This is a genomic window from Bacillus sp. AL-1R (assembly GCF_052180195.1).
GTDB lineage: Bacteria > Bacillota > Bacilli > Bacillales > Bacillaceae_G > Gottfriedia.
This window is the reverse complement of sequence record NZ_CP197469.1, coordinates 3,357,925-3,379,526: the sequence shown is the minus strand read 5'-3', so window position 1 is coordinate 3,379,526 and position 21,602 is coordinate 3,357,925. Positions and strand designations below refer to the sequence as shown.

Genomic DNA, 21,602 nt, shown 5'->3' with positions numbered 1-21,602 from the left:
TTTTATGCATTAAAAAATGTGGTACTTTATTGACACATCTTGAATATTCTAGAAAGAAATTAGAAATAATGTTGACTAAGCTTAAGTAAATTTTGTAGACTATTACATATATTCATAATGAAATGCAATGATAGGGAAGAGTACAACGAACTAGTTCTTCAGAGAGGAAACCATTTGGTGGGAGGTTTCTAGAAAATAGAGTTGGAATGTCGCCCTTGAGCAGTGACTTCGAAAGCTTTTCGTGATTAGAAGTTACCGGATGATCCGTTATCTTTTTTAAGTGTGTCAGTTAAACACAAGTTTTTACTGACAAAAAAAGGTGGTACCGCGAATTCAACTCCATTCGTCCTTTTCAAGGATGAGTGGAGTTTTTTTATTTTTAAATAATTATTAGAGGAGATGAATCCGAATGGAAACAACAAAAAAATCATTACCAACAAAATATGATCCGAATTTAGTTGAAAAAGATCGTTACCAATTTTGGTTAGATGGGAAATTCTTTGAAGCACAAGTGGAATCAGAAAAGCCAAAATATACAATTGTAATTCCTCCACCAAACGTAACTGGAAAACTACATTTAGGTCATGCTTGGGATACAACATTACAAGATATCTTAACACGTACTAAACGAATGCAAGGTTATGACGTACTGTATTTACCAGGTATGGACCACGCTGGTATTGCTACACAAGCAAAGGTTGAAGCGAAATTAAGAGAAGAAGGCTTATCAAGATATGATCTGGGACGTGAAAAATTCCTAGAAAAAGCTTGGGAATGGAAGGAAGAATATGCTTCTCACATTCGTTCTCAATGGGAAAAAATCGGTTTAGGTTTAGATTACTCTCGCGAACGCTTCACATTAGATGAAGGTCTATCTGATGCAGTAAAAGAAGTATTCGTAAAGCTGTACAACAAAGGATTGATCTATCGTGGTGAATATATCATCAACTGGGATCCAGCAACTAAAACTGCCTTATCAGATATCGAAGTTATTTATAAGGATGTTCAAGGTGCATTCTACCATATGCAATATCCATTAACAGACGGAACTGGAAAAATTCAAATTGCAACTACTCGTCCTGAAACAATGCTTGGAGATACTGCAATTGCGGTTCACCCAGAAGACGAAAGATATAAATCAATGGTTGGTAAAACTGTTACTCTTCCGATCGTTAATCGTGAAATTCCAATTATTGCAGATGAATATGTTGATATGGAATTTGGTACTGGGGTTGTAAAAATTACTCCTGCCCATGATCCTAATGATTTTGAAGTTGGAAACCGTCATGACTTACCTCGCATTCTTGTAATGAATGAAGATGGTACGATGAATGAAAAAGCAGGAAAATACAATGGTATGGATCGCTTTGAATGCCGTAAGCAAATCGTTAAAGATTTACAAGAGATGGGTGTTCTTGTTGAAATCGAAGAACATATGCATTCTGTAGGTCATAGTGAACGTAGCGGAGCAGTTGTTGAGCCATATTTATCAACTCAATGGTTTGTTAAAATGCAACCACTAGCTGATGCTGCAGTTGCATTACAAAAATCTGACGATAGCGTAAAATTTGTACCAGATCGTTTTGAAAAAACGTATCTACGTTGGATGGAAAATATCCGTGACTGGTGTATTTCACGTCAATTATGGTGGGGACATCGTATTCCAGCTTGGTACCATAAAGAAACTGGTGAGATTTATGTAAATCAAGAGCCACCAGCTGATATAGAAAATTGGAATCAAGATAATGACGTTTTAGATACTTGGTTCAGTTCAGCATTATGGCCATTTTCAACTTTAGGTTGGCCAAATGAAGAAAGTAAGGATTTCCAAGCTTACTTCCCAACAAATGTATTAGTAACTGGTTATGATATTATTTTCTTCTGGGTATCTCGAATGATTTTCCAAGGAATTGAATTTACTGGTAAACGTCCATTTAACGATGTTTTAATTCATGGCTTAGTACGTGACGAGCAAGGCCGTAAAATGAGTAAATCACTTGGTAATGGTGTTGACCCAATGGATGTTGTTGAGAAATATGGAGCAGATTCGTTACGTTACTTCTTAACAACAGGTAGCTCACCAGGTCAAGATTTACGTTTCAGCATTGAGAAAGTTGAAGCTACTTGGAACTTTGTAAACAAAATTTGGAATGCTTCTCGTTTTGCTTTAATGAATATGGAAGGTTTCACATATGAAAATATTGATTTAACGAAGGAAAAATCTGTTGCTGATGAATGGATTTTAACTCGCTTAAATGAAACAATTGAAAGTGTAACAGCTTTAATCGATCGTTATGAATTTGGCGAAGTAGGCCGTGTACTTTATAACTTCATTTGGGACGATGTTTGTGACTGGTATATTGAAATGGCAAAGATTCCATTATATGGTGACAACGAAGATGCAAAAAATATGACTCGTTCGGTTCTTGCACACGTATTAGAAAGTACGATGAAGCTTTTACATCCGTTTATGCCATTCGTTACGGAAGAAATTTGGCAATCTCTACCTCATCAAGGGGAGTCTATTACTGTTTCTGCTTGGCCAACAGTTAAAGAGGAATTAACAAATAAAGAAGCTTCTGAAACAATGAAAATGTTAGTTGAGTTAATTCGTTCAGTTCGTAATATTCGTGCAGAAGTTAATACGCCAATGAGCAAAAAAGTTCAACTAATGATTTCTGCAAAGGATGAAACGATCGCAGCTTCATTAGAAGCAAACCGTTCATATATCGAGCGCTTCTGTAATCCAGATGAATTAACAATTTCTACTAACTTAACTGCACCAGAAAAATCAATGTCAGCAGTAATTAGTGGTGCTGAGCTTTATCTTCCTCTAGAAGGTTTAATTAATCTTGAAGAAGAGAAAAAACGTTTAGAGAAAGAATTAGAAAAATGGACTAGTGAAGTTGAGCGAGTTCAAAAGAAATTAAGTAATCAAGGGTTTGTGGCGAAAGCTCCTGCAGCAGTTATTGAAGAAGAGCGTCGTAAAGAAAAAGATTATCTTGAAAAACAAGAATCTGTAAGAGCTCGAATTGCAGAATTAAGTAAATAAGTAGTTCAAGCAGTCGTTCTAATTGACTGTAATAAAAGTAAGTATGATAAAAACGACGAATTGAGTTAAAGATTCGTCGTTTTTTACTATAAAGGTAGGGTTAAGATGGTTGATACATATGATGAAGCACTGAAATGGATGTATAACAGAACAAAGTTTGGTATTGTACCTGGCTTACAAAGAATGGAAGAAATGCTTGTTAGACTCGGAAATCCACAGCAAAGTGTCAAAGCAATTCATGTAGCGGGTACGAACGGTAAAGGCTCTACAATTTCTTTTCTTCAAAGTATTTTATTAGAAGCTGGTTATACTGTAGGAACTTTTACATCACCATATATAATAGATTATCGTGAGCAAATCATGTTTTGCGGTGAAATGATTAGTGAACAAGAATTTATTGAACTAGTAAACTGTATGATTCCAATTGTTGAAGAAGTTGAACAATTACCTTGTGGTGCTCCAACTGAATTTGAAATCATTACAACAATGGCTTTTTACTTTTTCGGTAAAATAAAAGAACATGACATCTTTTTAGTAGAGGCAGGTTTAGGTGGATTAGAGGATTGCACGAATGTAATGATCCCTCTAATTAGTATTATTACGAGTATTGGCCATGATCATCAACAAATTCTTGGTGAAACAATAGAAGATATTACGAAACATAAGGCAGGAATTATTAAAAAGAGAATTCCAATTGTTACAGCAGAATTAAAAGAAAAAGCTTTAACGATTATTCAAAATGCCGCAATCAACAATGAAGCTGAGTATTTTGAATATGGTAAGCATTTTTTTGCTTCTCCTTTGAAAGATTCACTTTATGAAAAATTTAATTATAAAGGACTTGAAAGGCTGATTGAAAATATTGAGTTATCAATGCTTGGACACCATCAAATTAGGAATGCTGCTTGCGCCATCTGTGTAGTTCAATTATTACAAAATAAATATGGAATGAAGTTTAGTGAAGATCATATCAAAAGGGGATTAAAAATAGCTCAAAAAGCAGGTAGATTAGAACTAATAGCTTTTAATCCTGTCATTTATATTGATGGTGCACATAATGTTGAAGGAATAAAAAGTTTAGTGGAGACGATGAATAATCGTTTTTATGATAAGGAAATAAAAATTCTCTTCTCCGCATTAAAAGATAAAAATGTTGAAGAGATGGTAAAAGGATTACAGGAAATAACTAATAATATTTTAATGACAACTTTTGATTTTCCAAGAGCGATGAATAAAGATGAATTAATTTCGAATGCAAATAAACTTAATATTAAATATGAAAGTGATTTATTTAATGCAATAGATGAGAATATAAAGGATATTCAGGAAAACGAAATATTATTAATTACCGGTTCACTATATTTTATCTCAGTAGTAAGAAAATATTTGCTAAAAAAAATTGCTTAGCCGATTAAAATTAATGATGCTACATTTCTTTTATTAGTTGCTGATCTTTTAATAAATTAATTAGCCTATTCGATTCTAAGCTTGAGAATTACAAAAAATGCTGGAAGAAATAAAGTGGCAATATATAGAAAATAACCACTGGGAATACTACGGTGGTTATTTATTTATGTATGGGCAAGTTTTGTAATTTTTTGTTGCACGATACCTGTATGTCCTCGACAAATGTCGGCGTGTTTTTCTGGAATTATATGTTAGTATTTTTTTACGTTTTAAAATAAAGTAGTAGGAGGATTCATATGGACAAGTCCTCAAAGATCTCAATTAAAATTAATGGCGAGGAAAAAGCGTTTGAAGAAGGTGCCGTGACTTCTCACGAACAGGAAAAGAAGGACGAGGAATTTGGTTGGGTTTTACCTACTCCAGACGGGTTAGGAAAAAAAGTAATCGTTTTAGATGATGTTAAAAAAAAGAAAAAGATTAAGCCAGTGCAAAAAATAAAGGAGAAAAAGAAGATTACTTTTTTCACAAAGAAGTCACCTTCAAAAAGTATTATTATTTCAATTATAGGTGCAAGTTTAATAGGGCTATGCTTTGGATTTGTATTTTTAGGGATATTTAAACAATCAAAGCCAGATGCGCTGAGCCCAACTAAAAATAGTGTATCGGTTTCTGGTACAACAACTACTCAAGTACAAATGAAGATTCCAGCAGTGAAATTTGATTTAGCACAAGTTGGAATGTATAAAAGTATCGAGTCAGCAAAGAAAAATGTAAAAGAAGTATCTACAAATGGCTTAACCCCAGTCATTTATGAAAAAAATGATAATTATTTTGTCGTTATTGCTCTGAGTGGGAAAGATAGCACGTTTTTAACAGATGAAGTTAAGAAAAAATTAAAAAGTACTTATTTAAAAGAAGAAACAGTTGGTGGGCAAGAATACAAAGGTCCAAAACAATCAGTAGATATGTACAAAGCCGAAGTCGAAACATTTAATTTTATGCTATCTTATTTAACAGATCAAAACTTTAATAATGAGAAACAACTTGAACAAATAAGTTCAACAATACTAATCTTGAGCAACCAAAAAGACTATATTAAAAATAAACAATTACTAAAGGGGCTTAAGCATTTACAAAACATCGAAAAAATTATGTCCTCAAGTAGTAAACAAAATCTAACAAAGGTAACCCAATCGGTCCAATATGATTTACTATCCTTATTTAAAATATTAAAAGAACAAAAAAATACACTAACAAATTAAATTTTGTTAGTGTATTTTTTATTACAAATCGAATGAAAGAAATTAATATTTATCATAAAGAATGTCTTATTGTAATTTAGATCTATTAAAATTTTAAGCAAATTTTAACCTGAAAAGACTAGATTTAGACATAAAATATTTAAAAATGAAATTTTATTATTAGGGTATTTTAATACTTAACAAAACTTTCATTTTTATTACATTTTAATAACGAATAGGCAACGAAAAGTGTTTTTTATTAATTTGTGTTATAGTGATTATCTGGGTAGGATAGTCATGTATCCTTCCTTTAAATAAAATAATTAGGTGAATAAAATGAAAAAACTTATATTAGCCTCTGCATCTCCTCGAAGAAAAGAACTACTTAGCATGTTAAATATCCCTTTTATCATTGAAACTAGTGATGTTGAAGAAGTAATGGAGCAGAACTTGCAGTCTTCTGAGATTGTAATGAAATTGGCGGAAGAAAAAGCAATAGATGTGTCCAATAAAAATCCAAATGCAGTAGTAATCGGTGCTGATACAATCGTTACTTATAATGATAAAAAACTAGGTAAACCTACCTCAAAAGAAGATGCATTTGCCATGTTAAAAATGCTATCTGGAAAAACACATGAGGTTTATACTGGAGTTTCAATTATTAATAACGGTGAACGTAGTAGCTTTTATGAATGTACTAAAATTACCTTTAGTGAACTAAGTGATCAAGAAATAATTGACTATATCAATACGAATGAACCAATGGATAAAGCAGGTTCTTACGGTATTCAAGGATATGGCGGTACATTTGTAGAGAAAATTGAGGGTGACTACTATTCTGTAGTTGGACTTCCGATCAATAAAGTTAAGAGAAAACTAAATGAACTAAATTTTTAACTTTTGATTTGAGGTGGTACTTTGTCAAATTCGCTTCTCATTAAAGATTTTCCAAAAGATGAAAGACCTAGAGAGCGATTGTTAAAATTTGGTCCCAGTAGTTTGACTAATCAGGAACTACTTGCGATCTTATTAAGAACTGGGACAAAAAATGAATCGGTTTTAAAAGTTTCAAATGAACTTTTATTGAAATTTGATGGACTAAGATTATTAATGAACGCGTCTGTTGAAGAAATATCAAATATTAAAGGTATTGGTGAAGCAAAAGCCGTACAGTTATTTGCTGCCTTTGAATTAGGAAAAAGGATTAACCGGCTTCAATATGACAAAAGATTTAGTATTAAAAGTCCAGATGATTGTGCTAAATTTATGATGGATGAAATGCGATTTCTTGAACAAGAGCATTTTGTATGTTTATACTTAAATACGAAAAATCAAGTTATTGCCCGCGAAACTATTTTTAAAGGTAGTTTAAATGCTTCAATCGTCCATCCACGTGAAGTTTTTAAAGAAGCTTTTCGAAGATCTGCAAGCTCGATTATCTGTTTACACAATCATCCAAGTGGGGATCCAACTCCGAGTCGAGAAGATATCGAAGTTACAAAACGATTAGTTGAATGTGGAAAAATAATTGGAATTGAATTACTAGACCATATCATAATTGGTGAACATAAGTATGTCAGTTTAAAAGAAAAAGGTTACGTTTAAGGGTGTTCATTATTAGCTAATTGTTTTATAATGTAAGTTATGGATAAAAACCTGTTATTTACTAACGATAAGAGAATATAGAATAGATATATTAAATTTGAATTTAAGTTGTACGTTTTAGAAAGGAAGATACATATGTTTGGATTAGGTGGATTTACTCGAGATTTAGGAATAGACTTAGGTACTGCGAATACTTTAGTTTTTGTAAAAGGAAAAGGAATTGTAGTTAGAGAACCTTCTGTTGTTGCTTTAAAAACAGATACGAAACAAATTGTTGCTGTAGGGAACCAAGCAAAGCTTATGATTGGTCGTACTCCGGGGAATGTTGTTGCAACTAGACCAATGAAAGATGGAGTTATTGCTGACTTTGAAACAACAGCAACAATGATGAAACACTATATTGATCAAGCTCAAAAGAGTAACGGATTTTTCTCACGTAAACCTTATGTAATGGTATGTGTGCCATCAGGCATTACTGCTGTTGAAAAAAGAGCTGTTATTGATGCAACAAGACAAGCGGGTGCACGTGATGCTTTCTTAATTGAAGAACCTTTTGCCGCAGCTATTGGTGCTAATTTACCGGTTATGGAGCCAACTGGAAGTATGGTTGTTGATATTGGTGGAGGAACAACTGAAGTAGCTATTATCTCTCTAGGTGGAATTGTTACTAGCCAATCAATTCGTACTGCTGGTGATGATATGGACGAAGCGATTATTCAATATATTAAAAAGAACTATAATTTATCTATTGGTGAACGTACTGCCGAACAGTTAAAACTTGAAATTGGTTCAGCTATTAAAACTGAATCAGATGAACAAATGGATATTCGTGGACGTGATTTAATTTCAGGTTTACCTAAAACAATTACAATTCACGGAGAAGAAATTGCAGCTGCATTAAGTGATACAGTTGCCGCAATCGTTGAATCTGTAAAAAATACTTTAGAGAAAACACCACCTGAATTAGCAGCGGATATTATTGATCGTGGAATCGTTCTTACTGGCGGTGGAGCACTTCTTCGTAATATTGACAAAGTAATTGCTGAAGAAACAAATATGCCTGTAATTGTTGCGGAAGACCCTCTTGACTGTGTTGCAATGGGAACAGGTAAAGCATTAGATAATATCGATATTTTCAAAAAGAATTATTCTTCTTCAGGATCTTCATATCGATAAAATTGCTTTGTCATATAAAAATTTGTCTAGTGATCTAAATAGTTGAACTACTATATTAGTTCTTTAATAAGAAGATTAGTTAAAAATAGGTAATCCTCACTACGTTTAGTGAGGATTACATTCATGAAATCGTTAGAACAAAAAGTTGAATTGTTATAAGAGGGTGTAAGAATGCCACATTTTTTTCAAAATAAACGTTTAATGATTGTCTTAGCTGCTATTATCTTACTAGTGGCACTTCTAGGTTATTCTTTAAGAAGTAATAGAAACCTTTCAATTCCTGAGCAGTTTATTAAAGATACAGTAAGTTTGACTGAAAAAGTATTTAATAAGCCCGCACAACTTATTGCGGGTTTATTTAATAATATAGCGGACTTAAAAGATACATATGATGAAAATCAAGTTTTAAAAAGTAAGCTCGATAAATATGTTGAATTATCTGTACGTGAGAAAGCATTAGAAAAAGAAAACAAAGAATTAAAAGACATGATTGGAATCACAAAAAGCTTAAGTGATTATGATACATTTCAAGCTACAGTTACTATAAGAGATCCAGATAAATGGCAACAAATCATTACCATTGATAAAGGATCGCTAAGTGGAATTGAAAAAGAAATGGCAGTAATCACTTCTAAAGGCTTAATTGGTAAAGTTAAAAATGTTTCTAAATTTTCATCAACTGTACAATTATTAAGTTCTTCAGATCGAACCAATCGAATTTCTGCTAAAATTCAGCAAAAAGGTGATACGGTTTTTGGTTTGATAGAAGGTTTTGATGTTGAGAAACAAGCTTTATTATTTAAACGAATTCCATCAAATGCAAAAGTAAAAAAAGGACAAACAGTTGTGACTTCGGGTCTTGGCGGTGTTTTTCCAGCTAATCTAGTAATAGGAAAAGTTGAGGAAGTTGTTCCTGATGAACATGGACTAACACAAACAGCTTATATTAAGCCACAAGCAGATTTTAATGACATAAATCATGTATTAGCTGTTAAGCGTTCAATTGATCAGCCTCAGAAAGGAGAGTAATTTGTAAATGAGTAAGTATGGTTTACCTCTCCTTTTAACAATTCTGTTTATTTTAGAAAATATTTATGTATCAACTGTATCGCCAAACATTCTAGGACATAATGCGATAGTTGTTCCACATTTTTTATTTTTTGGCTTATTATTTATTACACTATATTACAATCCGAAGAGGGCGCTTATTTATAGTGTTATTTTTGGGCTCATTTATGATATTGTTTATACAGAGATTATAGGTATCTATTTAGCTGCATTTCCGTTATTTGTCTTTTTAATAAGTCAAGCAATTAAAATACTTTACGCGAATTTATTCGTTCGAAGTATTCTTGTTTTAATATGGACAGCAGCTTTAGAATATTTAGTATACGGCTTAAATGCGTTATTCGGATATACTAATATGAATAATACATACTTTTTGAATCATCGATTATTTCCGACACTATTACTGAATGCACTATTTATCTTAATTTTTGCATATCCTTTCTCATCATTATTAAGAACGATTCGTGAAAATAATGAGGAAAAATAAAGGATTTTTCGGGTGCATGTCGAATTATACAATCGGGGTGAACACTTATCATGGAACAGAGGCAACAATATGTTACAATAAAAGGAACGAAAGATGGTCTAACACTGCACCTCGATGATACATGTTCTTTTCAAATTCTAGTAGATGAAATTGAAGAAAGACTGTCTACCCACTTGTTTGAGAGCAATGATCGTCCCTTACTTGCAGTTCGATTAAAAATAGGAAATCGTTTTTTAACTCCTGAACAAGATGAAATTATTCGTTCAATTGTTCGTAAAAAGAATAATCTTGTGGTTGAAGCAATCGAAAGTAATGTGATTTCCAAGCAAGATGCTATTGAATGGATGAAAAGGGAGGAAATTGTACCTATTTGTAGAATGGTAAGATCCGGTCAGATTCTCCAAGTGAAAGGTGATTTACTGTTAATCGGTGATGTTAACCCAGGTGGAACTGTTATTGCGGGTGGAAATATCTTTATTATGGGTGCACTAAGAGGTACTGCTCATGCCGGTTTTAATGGTAATAAGGAGGCAGTTATTGCGGCATCGATAATGAGACCAATGCAGTTGAGAATTTGCAGCATAATGAACAGAGCACCGGATCATTATGGTGATGAAGGCAATGAGATGGAATGCGCGTATATAAACGAAGACAGCCAAATCATTGTCGATCGCATACAATTTCTGACTCATCTTAGACCTAGTTTGACAAGGTTAGAAAGGGGCATGATGTAACTGTGGGAGAGGCTATAGTAATTACATCTGGTAAAGGTGGAGTTGGTAAAACAACTACATCAGCAAATTTAGGAACAGCATTAGCGATGTTTGGAAAAAAAGTGTGTTTAATTGACACTGATATCGGCCTACGTAACTTAGACGTTGTCATGGGATTGGAAAATCGCATCGTCTATGATTTAGTGGACGTTGTTGAAGGTCGCTGTAAAACGCACCAGGCACTAATAAAGGATAAGCGATTTGAATGCTTATATTTATTACCTGCTGCACAAACAAGCGATAAAACTGCTGTTTCTCCTGAACAAATGAGAGAGCTTGTAGATGAATTAAAAAAAGACTATGATTATATATTAATAGACTGCCCTGCTGGTATTGAGCAAGGATATAAAAATGCAGTAGCAGGTGCAGATAAAGCGATCGTTGTCACAACTCCTGAAGTTTCTTCAATTCGTGATGCAGATCGAATTATTGGATTATTAGATCAAGAGGATATTGAACCTCCTAAACTAGTAATCAATCGTATTAGAGGTCATATGATGGAAAATAGAGACAGCTTAGATGTAGATGAAATTACGTCGATGTTAGCTGTAGATTTAATTGGAATTGTCCAAGATGATGAAAACGTTATTAAGGCAACTAATAGTGGTGAACCTGTAGCGATGAATCCAAATTCCAAAGCTTCTATTGCATATAGAAATATTGCAAGAAGAGTGCTAGGAGAATCTGTACCACTACAATCATTAGAAACTGAAAAGAGTATTTTCTTTAAAGTGAAAAAATTATTTGGTATCCGATAACACTTCGTAAAAAACGAAGTGTTTTTTCTTTGCCGAATTTTTCAAATGTCCTCTTTCATCAATTCCATAATCCAGCTTAATAGCTTTGTCCACTTTTAAAATTATCTACTCATAAGTTGTCCTACCGAATCATATAAATTAATTAACTAGTTTGCGAGGAGAGGTGACACTTTGAGTAAGCGCGTAGATGAAATAAGAAAGCGAATCGCTAAACGGCGTGAACAAGAAGAAAAATGGGGTAATCCGAATCAATTAATGAGCAAATTTCCGGTAAAAGAAGTGCAAAATACTGAGGGCGGATACACTTATACTTATGATGACTTGGTTGAAGAGCAAGGTAATAAAATGATGAATAACTCTAACTTTATATTTAGAAGTTTATTATGCGCGATTATTGTACTAGCTTTGGCTATCATCTTAAAAAGTAACTCACCTATTGCAACTCAAGTTCGGCATGGACTATCACTAGTTTATGAAAATGAATTTCAATTTGCTTCATTACAGAAATGGTATGAAGATCGGTTTGGAAGCCCTCTTGCTTTTTTACCGCAATTAAACGATCAAAAAGAGAATGTTGGAAATGATATTTATGCTGTTCCTGCTAGCGGTAAAGTACTTCAAAGTTTTAAAACGGACGGTCAAGGGATATTGATCCAAACTGAAGCTAATCAAAAAGTAGAGTCAATCAAAAAAGGACGTGTACTTTTTGTAGGAAAGAAAGATGATTTAGGAAATACGGTTATTATTCAACACGCTGATGGTTCAGAATCTTGGTACGGAAAATTAGGAACAACTAATGTAAAAGTTTATGACGAAGTGGATAGTAAAAAGGTGATCGGAACAGTATCACCTAGTGATGATGGGAATCTTGGTACTTATTATTTTGCAATAAAAATGGGGGAAAAATTTATTGATCCGAAACAGGTGATCTCATTTGAATAAATGGTTAAGTCTTCCTTCCAAAATATCTGTTCATCCACTCTATTTATTAATTGCTTGTATTGGTATTTTGACAGCTAATTTTTGGTCGGTACTATTTGTATCCATTATTATTTTCTGCCACGAATTAGGTCACGCCATTGCAGCTACTTCATTTAATTGGAGAATCAATAAAATTACGCTACTTCCGTTTGGGGGAGTTGTAGATCTTGATGAACATGGAAATCGTCCAATTTATGAGGAGTTTATTGTGACAATCTCTGGTCCTATTCAACATTTAACTTTATATCTAATTGCTAACTTCCTATTTAAAATGAATTTAATGCCTGAAAACCTTTATACGCTTTTTATCAATTACAATATTAGTATTCTTTGTTTTAACTTATTACCAATTTGGCCTCTAGACGGTGGCAAATTTATCTATCAGTTATTTTCTTTGATTTTTCCGTTCGTTAGGGCTCATATATATAGCTTGTACACATCATTTGGATTTTTAGCATTATCCTCTATACTTACGATCATCATTCAGCCTATGAATATTACAATTTGGGTTTGTTTATTATTTTTAGTCGTTTCATTATGGGGAGAATGGAAAAATAGGCATTTCGTTGTTATCCGATTTTTAATGGAACGTTTTTATGGAGACAAACAATATATTCAGAAAATCAAATCAATTTCCTTGAATAAAGAAACAAAATTATTTCAAGTTTTTTCTAACTTTCAAAAAGGATACAAATACAACGTTGTCTTTTCTCTTGATAAAAAAAATCAACAAATGTTAGATGAAAATGAATTATTACATGCTTACTTTACTGAGAAGAAAGCAACTTATTCGCTTGAAGAACTAATTAGTTAGATTTTATGTTAAATTTTTTCTATAAACTCAAGGTGGATTAATAATTAAATGAGTTAGTCAAATAACAATTAGCTTTAATTGTTAGAGTTAAAATTTTATACAAAAAAAGATGGTCTTTAGTTGAGACCATCTTTTCAGAGTGTTGAAATAAATTGTTATCAATATCGAAAAATTGGAACACTATATGAATTTAAAGGAAAAATAGTATTTTTATTATTTTTATCATCTTATTGATAAACCAGTGCTATTTGTTGGAATATAAATGTTTTAACTAACTGTCAAAAATAAAAATATCTTCTTTTTTACAATCAATATTTTAAAGATGTGTAAGTATCATCATTAGTTTCATTTTGATATTAATGAATAATGGTAATTCATTCTTTAATTGACTATTCTGTTGTTTTTAAGATTATTATTTTTCATAAAGAAAATGATTGGAACGAAAGGGTGCCGGGCTCCTATGGGAGATGCGGGAAGGCTGAGACCCAGCAAGGCAACGCCGAGGAGGCAAAGAATCTCGCCCCATGGAAAGCGAGCAACCTGTAGTGGAAATCTGAGACACATCTTATTTTCAATGATTAGATATTCCAATATTTCAATTGACAAATTCTTTTTTCACCAGCATTAAAAAATGGTCTCAAGTGGGGGACCATTTTTTAATTTCTATACATACCACGATGAGTCTTTTGGGATATAGTCATAGTAATACAATATAGAAGGGATTCTCTTTTGAATTTTTATATCGTTTGAAACTCGTCTGCCCCATTCATCGTCTTCTCCAAAACTGATATTGAGAAATTTATGTGCCAAGGCAATCTTTTTTGAATAGCACATTAAATGATTTGGTTTTCGATAGTAATAATTTTCATCTTCCCCATGTGCAAACTCTTTCCCATATTTACAAACTTTGGAGTATTGGTTATTAAAATTTACTAAAACGTCAAATACAATACAGTCAACATTAGGCGTTTCATTGATTGTTTTGCACAATAATTCGATGTAATTTGGTTCTATTCGATCGTCATCATCTATAAATACTACATAATCTCCTTTTGCTTGTTCAATGAGTACATTCCTTTTTTCACCGATGCTTCTTTTTTTATTTTCCAAAAGGACTAATATTTCAACAGGATATGGCTTACTTTGTTTATCTAATTCATTCATAATTTTATTTAAATATCCCATTCTTTCGGGGACGCTTGGAATAAGAATTGATAGAATGATATCCATTTAATCGCTCCAATCTCAATCAGGATTCAGTAAAAGAAAGGGTGATACACGAAAAGAAAATAGGGGGAGTAACGTTTCTTTAAAGAAGAATAGAATAGAAATCTAAATATAATATTCAAATTTTACTATTCATGTGAGTAGACTAACTAATTAGATTATGATAACTAGCTTTTTTCTATTTAAATGAATAAAATGATAGGTACTATACATAGTTAGGAAGATGAATTTGAAGAAAGTTATTATGAATGTCAAACATTCAGAGAAAAGAATTGCTGTAATCGAAAATGACCAGCTAGTTGAATGGTTTTCTTCGGCAGACAAAAATACATATGTGGGAAATATATATGTCGGACAAATCCAAGAAGTGATGCCTAAATTGAATGCGATTTTTGTAAATATTGGTTTAACTAAAAATGGCTTCATGAGATTGGAAGATACAATCGAGGGTAAAGAATCTGAAATGAATCAAGAGGAATTAATAAGAAAAAAGTTCCAAAAAGGACAATATATTTTGGTTCAAGTCATAAAGGATGCTTTTGATGAGAAAGGTCCAAAGTTAACAAATAATCTTGAGTTCTCAGGTGATTATGTAGTCTATTTTCCTCTTACAAAACAAGTTGCAGTATCAAATAAAATAAAAAGAGAATCAAAACGAAATAAATTATACTCATTAGGTCGAGATTACACTAATGGTAATGAGGGGGTAATCTTCAGATCTTCATGTGAAAATGCAAAATCAGATGAGATTTTAAATGAGTTAAAAGGCTTTCAAGCATTTTATGAGTCATTAAAAAACCAAAGTTTAAAGAAGATTACTTGTGTATGGGAAACGAATTCCTTATTTACTAAGTTTTTTAAATTGCATCCTAAAGATACAATTAGTGAGTTAATCATAGATGATTTAGCTGCTTATAAAAATTATTTGCCTTTAGATCTACAAATAACTAGTTATAGAGGAAATGAAAATATCTTTGTGGCGTATAAAATTGAAGAACAAATAGAGAAATCTTTTAAACAAATTGTATGGTTAAAAAATGGTTCATTTTTATTAATCGAGCAAACTGAAGCTATGACAGTTATCGATGTAAATACAGGGAAATTTAGCGGGAAAAATAACCGTGAGGAAACTGTTTATCATACAAATCAATTAGCTGCAATTGAGATTGTCCGCCAATTAAGACTTCGTGATATTGGAGGAATGATTATTATTGATTTCATAAATATGAAGTCCATTGAACAGCAAAAAAGTATAGGAGATCTATTAAAGGAAACATTTAAAAATGACAGAGCTTATACAAAGCTTTTTGGATTTTCAGACCTTGGTTTATTTGAACTTACACGAAAAAGAACAGCTCATTCACATATCGAAGCAACACATCAAAAGTGCCCCGAGTGTAATGGTAGTGGACTTGTAAAAAACACAGTTCAGACAGTTTTTGAGCTTGAAAGAGCACTTTGGGAACTTTCTGCAAGTAATGATATTGAGGCTTTACTTATTGAATGTAGTGAAGATGTTGCAAAAGCATTTAATGGAGATCAAAATAAACATGTACAAAGATTAGAAAAAGCGATGTTTATAAAAATTTGTATAAAAATAAGACCTTCAAAATCACCATTTTATAATATAGTTAGAACTGGTACGACGAAGGAAATAACAAGCTATTTAGAAACAATGATTAACTGAAGTAGTTGTTGACATTCGACATGGGTCGTGTTAACATCATAATGTTATTGTTTGTAGCGCACCCGTGCTACAACCGCACATAGTAGGTATTAAATTGCTATTCTTAGCATGCCTATTTATGGCGAGTCTTAGACTATTGAGGAGGTGCAATTATGTACGCAATTATTGAAACTGGTGGTAAACAAATCAAAGTTGAAGAAGGTCAAGCAATCTACATCGAAAAACTTGATACTAACGCAGGTGAAACTGTAACATTCGACAAAGTTTTATTCGTAGGTGGCGAAAACATCAAAGTTGGTAGCCCAACTGTTGAAGGAGCTACTGTAACTGCAAAAGTTGAAAAGAACGGTAAAGCTAAAAAGATTCTTGTATTCAAATACAAATCTAAAAAGAACTACCGTCGTAAGCAAGGTCATCGTCAACCTTACACTAAAGTTGTTATCGAAAAAATCAACGCTTAATTTAAAGCAATGACTAAAATAACAATTGAACGTTTAAAAGATGGACGTATAAGTTCCTTTAAAATAAGTGGACATGCATTTTTTTCTGATGCTGGTACTGACATTGTTTGTGCCGGTATATCAGCAGTTTCAATAGGAACTGTAAATGCTTTGGAAGCAATTTGCCGTATAGATTCCGAATTAAATACAGTAATCGATGAAAAGAAAGCTTTCTTGAAGTATCAATTACCGATTAATTTAAATGAAGATAATATGCAAAAAGCGCAACTTATCCTTGAAGCGATGATCGTATCTTTACAAACTATCGCTGCAAGTTACGGTGACTATGTCACTATAAACGAGTAAAACAGGAGGTGTAACCATGTTAAAATTAAATCTTCAGTTATTTGCTTCTAAAAAGGGAGTAGGTTCTACAAAAAACGGTCGTGACTCAATGTCAAAACGTCTTGGCGCTAAACGTGCTGATGGACAATTCGTAACTGGTGGTTCAATTCTTTACCGTCAACGCGGCACTAAGATCTATCCAGGTGTAAACGTTGGTCGTGGTGGAGATGACACATTATTTGCGAAGGTTGATGGCGTAGTTAAATTCGAACGTTTAGGCCGTGACCGCAAACAAGTAAGTGTATACCCTGTAGCTCAAGAAGCTTAAGAAACTAACTTAGAAACTCTAACCTTTTAGGTTAGAGTTTTTCTGTACTTAAGACATTTTATTTATAATAAATGCTGATCAACATATAAAAAATTGTTGGTATAGTAACCTCTCAAACAATATGCTCCAAAGACTCGGCATTTTACAAGCTACACCTAGTTTGAGATTTACAAAATGATCAATCAAAATGCCGAGTCTAACTATTTTATTACCTTCATAAATACCAAAAATGTAAACCTATAGGAGAATACAATGCAAGAGAAATGGGACGTTCTAGAGGTATTAAGACATTCACGTCATGATTGGTTAAATCGAATTCAATTAATAAAAGGATACATGGCCACAGGTCAATCTGACCAGTTAGAAGAAACGATTACGAAAATTGTTGCTGATTCTTTGAATGAAGCTAAAATTTGTTCGTTACAAATTCCAGCGTTTGCAGAATTTATCATTACTTATAACTGGAAGCCTCGTACAATTGTACTAGATTATGAAATTTTAGGAGAACCATGTTCACTTAAAAATTTAGACGAAGTGATGACAGTATGGATTCAAAATTTTTTAGAAAAACTAGAATCTTGGGTACATATTTATGAGGAAAATTTTGTTAGTTTAACAATTGAAATAAATGATAAAACAGTTAGTTTCTTTTTTGACTTCAGAGGTAAACTAACAAAGAAAGAAGATATGTTGAAGTGGATTGTTTCATCATCAAATGACAATTCAAAAATTAGAATGATGTCTTATTTTTGTGAGACAGAAGAGTGCAGTATCGAATTTAAAATGGAAAAATAAAAGAGTGGTGGATTTATGTTTATTGATCAAGTCAAGATATATGTAAAAGGTGGAGACGGTGGAAACGGTATGGTAGCCTTCCGTCGTGAAAAATATGTTCCAAAAGGTGGCCCTGCTGGTGGAGACGGTGGTAAGGGAGCTAATGTTGTATTTCAAGTAGATGAAGGCTTAAGAACATTAATGGATTTCCGTTATAAACGTCATTTTAAAGCAGATCGTGGACAACATGGTATGTCTAAAAATCAACATGGTAAAAATGCTGAAGATATGATTGTAAAAGTACCACCTGGGACGATTGTAACAGATGCTGATACAGGTGAATTAATAGCTGACCTTACAATGGATGGTCAAACAGCCATTATTGCAAGAGGTGGCCGTGGAGGCCGTGGAAATAGTCGATTTGCAACACCTGCAAATCCGGCTCCAGAAATAGCTGAAAATGGTGAGCCAGGTAAAGAAAGAAACATTAAACTAGAACTTAAAGTTTTAGCTGATGTTGGATTAGTTGGTTTCCCAAGTGTTGGTAAATCAACCTTACTATCTGTTGTAAGTTCTGCTAGACCAAAAATCGCTGAATATCATTTTACAACAATTGTTCCTAATTTAGGTGTTGTAGAAACTGAAGATAATCGTAGTTTTGTGATGGCAGATTTACCAGGGCTAATTGAAGGAGCACATCAAGGTGTCGGACTAGGACATCAATTCCTACGTCATATCGAAAGAACACGTGTAATTGTTCATGTAATTGACATGTCAGGTCTTGAAGGCAGAGACCCATATGAAGATTACTTAACAATTAATCAAGAGCTAAAAGAATATAATTTACGTTTAACTGAGCGACCTCAAGTAGTCGTTGCAAATAAAATGGATATTCCAGAAGCTGAAGAAAACTTAATTAAATTTAAAGAACAAGTTGGAGATGAAGTTCAAATTTTCCCAATTTCTGCGGTAACACGTCAAGGTTTACGTGATTTATTATTTACCGTTGCAGATTTAGTTGAATCAACTCCAGAATTCCCACTTCATGATGAAGAAGAAGACAAACCATTACGAGTATTATATAAATATCAAAAAGAAGAACCTACTTTTGAAATTACTCGTGAAAGTGATGGAACGTTTGTCGTTAAAGGGGAAGAGCTTGAAAAACTATTCAAAATGACTAACTTTGAACGTGAAGAGTCAATTCGTCGATTTGCACGTCAAATGCGTGGAATGGGGATCGACGAGGCACTTCGTCAACGCGGTGCGAAAAACGGAGATATCGTTAAAATTTCTGAATACGAATTCGAATTTATCGATTAATAATGAGTATATAAAAGAGGGTGGTTTTAGGGGCTGTTGACAAATTAAATAGGAATTTGTAAACCTGTGTAGAAATTAATCTATACAGGTTTTTTTATTGGAGGAATTCTTATGATGGGTCGAAAAGAAGATAGTCAAAATAAATTAGAGTTTATTGATTTAAATAATTTTGTACCTAGTAACCATATTTTACGTCAAATTAAAGAAAAGATAGATTTCACTTTTATCTATGAGAAAATGGAAAAGTATTATTCAAAATTAGGAAGAAAATCTTTGGATCCTGTCCTTTTATATAAAATGTTATTAATTGGCTACCTATTTAATATCGAGTCAGAGCGTGAACTTGAACAGGAAGTCATTTTAAATATCGGTTATCGCTGGTTTTTAGGTTTAGACCTATCTGATCCCGTGCCAGACCATTCAACATTTAGCCAAAATAGACGAAGAAGATTTAAAGATAGTACAGTATTTCAGGATATTTTTGACCACATTATTAGACTTTGTATTGAAAAAGGATTCGTTACTGGAGATGTGATTGTGACAGATTCGACGCATATAAAAGCTAGTGCGGCAAAAGAGAAAGTTCAACAAGTGGCTGTAGAAAAATCACCTTCACAATACTTAAATACCCTTGAAGAAGAAGCAAAAAAAATTGAAGCAGAACAAGAAAAAAAAAGAATAGACTCTGGAAAGAATAAGAGAGGAAGAAAACCAAAGGGACCTTCTTTAAGTACAACCTCAATTGTTCGAACAGATTCTGATTCAGGAGTGTTAAATCGTCCTGGAAAACCTTCAGGACCTCACTTGTAGAAAGATTAAATGTCATCCAAGAAAAGTTTGAGTTAGATATAAAAAATGTCGGAGCAGATCGCGGGTACGATACAGCTCCTATTCATCATGGCTTAAAGAAACCAGAAATTACGGGTTATATTAGCCCAATCAAAAGTGGAACAGCTTTTAACACTATGTCTTATCGAGAATTTAGATATAGCAATGAAACAGACAGATATATTTGTCCAAACAATAAAGAACTTTCGTTTACTCATTTAAAGAAAAGTAAAGGACAATTTACTAAAGTCTATTCAGCAAAAACGAATGAGTGTAAAATCTGCCCATTTCGAGAAAAATGCTTCGGTAAAACTTCAAGCAAGAGAACCATTGAAAGACCAATCGCACATGAATTAACTGAAGCAAATCTAAAGAGAACAAAGACAGAAAAATATAGACAAGTTCAAAAACAAAGACGAGTTTGGTGTGAAGGTACTTTTGGGACGATGAAAACAAAACATAATTTATATAAAACTTATAAAAGGGGCATTCAAAAAATTCTTGAACAATGCCTCTTTTCAGCGATGGCTATAAATTTAAAAAGGATGGTAAAAGCAATAAATTAAGCTAGATGATGTGAATAGAACAAGTTAAAACACAATTTATTAACCTAAAAAACAAAAAGGGAAAGGAGTTAAATCTCCTTTCCCTTTTTGTCAACAGCCCCTTTAGGCACCCTCTTTTTATTTATTCAAAATTAAATCCTGACTTTAGCTCAAAAAGAAATTTAACTTTACTTATGGCTGGTCTACTAAAAGTCCTTCATTTTTTAACTGTAAGATGGCACTTTCTAGCTGCTGTTCACTATCTGCCTCGATTGTATGAAGATGTGTTCCATTTGTTAAATTTGATAGCGGGACGGAATTGGTTTCTTCCATTTTTTGAAGAAATAAACTTATATCAAAACGGTTTGAAATTTGTAATTGAGCTGTGATATATCCATAGACGGGATGTTCAACCATTACATCTTTAACTGTAACACCGTGATCGACTAATATTTCAAGTTCTTTTTGAGTTTCTTCAGCTGTATGGTGACAAATGATTACTTTTCTAATTTTGTCAGATTCCTTATTAGGATGTATATAAATATATCCTTGGGCAGTTGCTAGTATCGGTTCATTTTTCGCTTTTAAAAGTGTAATATCACCTACTACAACTTGTCGACTAACATTCGCTCTTTTAGCTAAGGAATTGCCTGATAAAGGTGATTCAGACTCCTTTAACCATTGTAAAACTTTCTTTCTTCTTTCTTCTCCTAAAAGTTTTTTATTCATTTTAATTTCCTCGA

The 21,602-nt window shown here is 32.8% G+C and carries 22 protein-coding genes and 2 other annotated features; of the genes, 20 read left to right on the top strand and 2 right to left on the bottom strand.

Annotation, left to right across the window (positions count from 1 at the left end; translation table 11 throughout):
* Nucleotides 1-118 precede the first annotated feature (118 nt).
* Nucleotides 119-354 (top strand) — a binding site (T-box leader).
* A gap of 55 nt (nucleotides 355-409) precedes the next feature.
* The 12 genes from ACSBO6_RS16245 to ACSBO6_RS16190 all read left to right on the top strand — a co-directional run bounded on the left by ACSBO6_RS16245 (nucleotide 410) and on the right by ACSBO6_RS16190 (nucleotide 13,362).
* Nucleotides 410-3,052 (top strand): valine--tRNA ligase, encoded by a 2,643-nt coding sequence (locus ACSBO6_RS16245; protein ID WP_098843814.1) that lies wholly within the window; start codon nucleotides 410-412, stop codon nucleotides 3,050-3,052.
* Nucleotides 3,053-3,157: 105 nt separating this feature from the next.
* Complete coding sequence (locus ACSBO6_RS16240; protein WP_498843679.1) at nucleotides 3,158-4,459, top strand: bifunctional folylpolyglutamate synthase/dihydrofolate synthase; 1,302 nt, start codon at nucleotides 3,158-3,160, stop codon at nucleotides 4,457-4,459.
* 296 nt (nucleotides 4,460-4,755) lie between these two features.
* Nucleotides 4,756-5,721: a hypothetical protein gene (locus tag ACSBO6_RS16235; RefSeq protein WP_498843678.1), complete on the top strand. Its 966-nt coding sequence runs from the start codon at nucleotides 4,756-4,758 to the stop codon at nucleotides 5,719-5,721.
* 315 nt (nucleotides 5,722-6,036) lie between these two features.
* Entirely contained in the window at nucleotides 6,037-6,597 is a 561-nt protein-coding gene (locus ACSBO6_RS16230; protein WP_098843811.1) for a Maf family protein, read from the top strand.
* A gap of 21 nt (nucleotides 6,598-6,618) precedes the next feature.
* Entirely contained in the window at nucleotides 6,619-7,305 is a 687-nt protein-coding gene (radC, locus tag ACSBO6_RS16225; RefSeq protein ID WP_098843810.1) for a RadC family protein, read from the top strand.
* A 135-nt stretch (nucleotides 7,306-7,440) separates the two neighbouring features.
* The gene (locus tag ACSBO6_RS16220) at nucleotides 7,441-8,481 is read left to right on the top strand and encodes a rod shape-determining protein (protein WP_098843809.1); all 1,041 of its coding nucleotides are present in this window, start codon (nucleotides 7,441-7,443) and stop codon (nucleotides 8,479-8,481) included.
* 171 nt (nucleotides 8,482-8,652) lie between these two features.
* Nucleotides 8,653-9,510, top strand: coding sequence for a rod shape-determining protein MreC (gene mreC / locus ACSBO6_RS16215; protein WP_098843808.1), 858 nt, complete (start codon nucleotides 8,653-8,655; stop codon nucleotides 9,508-9,510).
* 7 nt (nucleotides 9,511-9,517) lie between these two features.
* Nucleotides 9,518-10,036, top strand: coding sequence for a rod shape-determining protein MreD (gene mreD / locus ACSBO6_RS16210; protein WP_098843807.1), 519 nt, complete (start codon nucleotides 9,518-9,520; stop codon nucleotides 10,034-10,036).
* A gap of 47 nt (nucleotides 10,037-10,083) precedes the next feature.
* Entirely contained in the window at nucleotides 10,084-10,770 is a 687-nt protein-coding gene (gene minC / locus ACSBO6_RS16205; RefSeq protein ID WP_098843806.1) for a septum site-determining protein MinC, read from the top strand.
* 2 nt (nucleotides 10,771-10,772) lie between these two features.
* A complete protein-coding gene (minD, locus tag ACSBO6_RS16200; protein WP_098843805.1) occupies nucleotides 10,773-11,567 on the top strand; it encodes a septum site-determining protein MinD in 795 nt (264 codons plus the stop codon).
* A 171-nt stretch (nucleotides 11,568-11,738) separates the two neighbouring features.
* Nucleotides 11,739-12,509, top strand: a complete 771-nt coding sequence (locus tag ACSBO6_RS16195) for a M23 family metallopeptidase (RefSeq protein ID WP_286138228.1) — start codon at nucleotides 11,739-11,741, stop codon at nucleotides 12,507-12,509.
* Entirely contained in the window at nucleotides 12,502-13,362 is an 861-nt protein-coding gene (locus ACSBO6_RS16190) for a site-2 protease family protein (protein WP_098843804.1), read from the top strand. The genes ACSBO6_RS16195 and ACSBO6_RS16190 overlap by 8 nt, the downstream gene beginning before the upstream one ends.
* Before the next feature lie 663 nt (nucleotides 13,363-14,025).
* Here the strand turns inward: ACSBO6_RS16190 and ACSBO6_RS16185 are convergent.
* The gene (locus ACSBO6_RS16185; protein ID WP_098843803.1) at nucleotides 14,026-14,592 is read right to left on the bottom strand and encodes a glycosyltransferase family A protein; all 567 of its coding nucleotides are present in this window, start codon (nucleotides 14,590-14,592) and stop codon (nucleotides 14,026-14,028) included.
* A 226-nt stretch (nucleotides 14,593-14,818) separates the two neighbouring features.
* On the opposite strand from ACSBO6_RS16185, the gene ACSBO6_RS16180 reads away from it, so the two are divergent.
* The 8 genes from ACSBO6_RS16180 to ACSBO6_RS16145 all read left to right on the top strand — a co-directional run bounded on the left by ACSBO6_RS16180 (nucleotide 14,819) and on the right by ACSBO6_RS16145 (nucleotide 20,880).
* On the top strand, nucleotides 14,819-16,276 hold the full coding sequence (locus tag ACSBO6_RS16180; RefSeq protein ID WP_180232768.1) for an Rne/Rng family ribonuclease: 1,458 nt from the start codon (nucleotides 14,819-14,821) through the stop codon (nucleotides 16,274-16,276).
* 61 nt (nucleotides 16,277-16,337) lie between these two features.
* Nucleotides 16,338-16,415 (top strand) — a sequence feature (ribosomal protein L21 leader region).
* Between the two features lie 13 nt (nucleotides 16,416-16,428).
* On the top strand, nucleotides 16,429-16,737 hold the full coding sequence (rplU, locus tag ACSBO6_RS16175; protein WP_025672164.1) for a 50S ribosomal protein L21: 309 nt from the start codon (nucleotides 16,429-16,431) through the stop codon (nucleotides 16,735-16,737).
* Nucleotides 16,738-16,746: 9 nt separating this feature from the next.
* The gene (locus ACSBO6_RS16170; protein ID WP_098843801.1) at nucleotides 16,747-17,082 is read left to right on the top strand and encodes a ribosomal-processing cysteine protease Prp; all 336 of its coding nucleotides are present in this window, start codon (nucleotides 16,747-16,749) and stop codon (nucleotides 17,080-17,082) included.
* A gap of 16 nt (nucleotides 17,083-17,098) precedes the next feature.
* Entirely contained in the window at nucleotides 17,099-17,389 is a 291-nt protein-coding gene (gene rpmA, locus ACSBO6_RS16165; protein WP_025672162.1) for a 50S ribosomal protein L27, read from the top strand.
* Nucleotides 17,390-17,641: 252 nt separating this feature from the next.
* Complete coding sequence (locus ACSBO6_RS16160) at nucleotides 17,642-18,184, top strand: Spo0B C-terminal domain-containing protein (RefSeq protein WP_098843800.1); 543 nt, start codon at nucleotides 17,642-17,644, stop codon at nucleotides 18,182-18,184.
* A gap of 15 nt (nucleotides 18,185-18,199) precedes the next feature.
* Entirely contained in the window at nucleotides 18,200-19,486 is a 1,287-nt protein-coding gene (gene obgE, locus ACSBO6_RS16155) for a GTPase ObgE (protein WP_098843799.1), read from the top strand.
* A 111-nt stretch (nucleotides 19,487-19,597) separates the two neighbouring features.
* Entirely contained in the window at nucleotides 19,598-20,296 is a 699-nt protein-coding gene (locus ACSBO6_RS16150) for a transposase (protein ID WP_498843677.1), read from the top strand.
* 14 nt (nucleotides 20,297-20,310) lie between these two features.
* Nucleotides 20,311-20,880 (top strand): transposase, encoded by a 570-nt coding sequence (locus ACSBO6_RS16145; protein WP_498844680.1) that lies wholly within the window; start codon nucleotides 20,311-20,313, stop codon nucleotides 20,878-20,880.
* Nucleotides 20,881-21,051: 171 nt separating this feature from the next.
* Here ACSBO6_RS16145 and ACSBO6_RS16140 read toward each other — a convergent pair whose 3' ends face one another.
* Nucleotides 21,052-21,594 (bottom strand): transcription repressor NadR, encoded by a 543-nt coding sequence (locus ACSBO6_RS16140; RefSeq protein WP_098843796.1) that lies wholly within the window; start codon nucleotides 21,592-21,594, stop codon nucleotides 21,052-21,054.
* Nucleotides 21,595-21,602 lie beyond the last annotated feature (8 nt).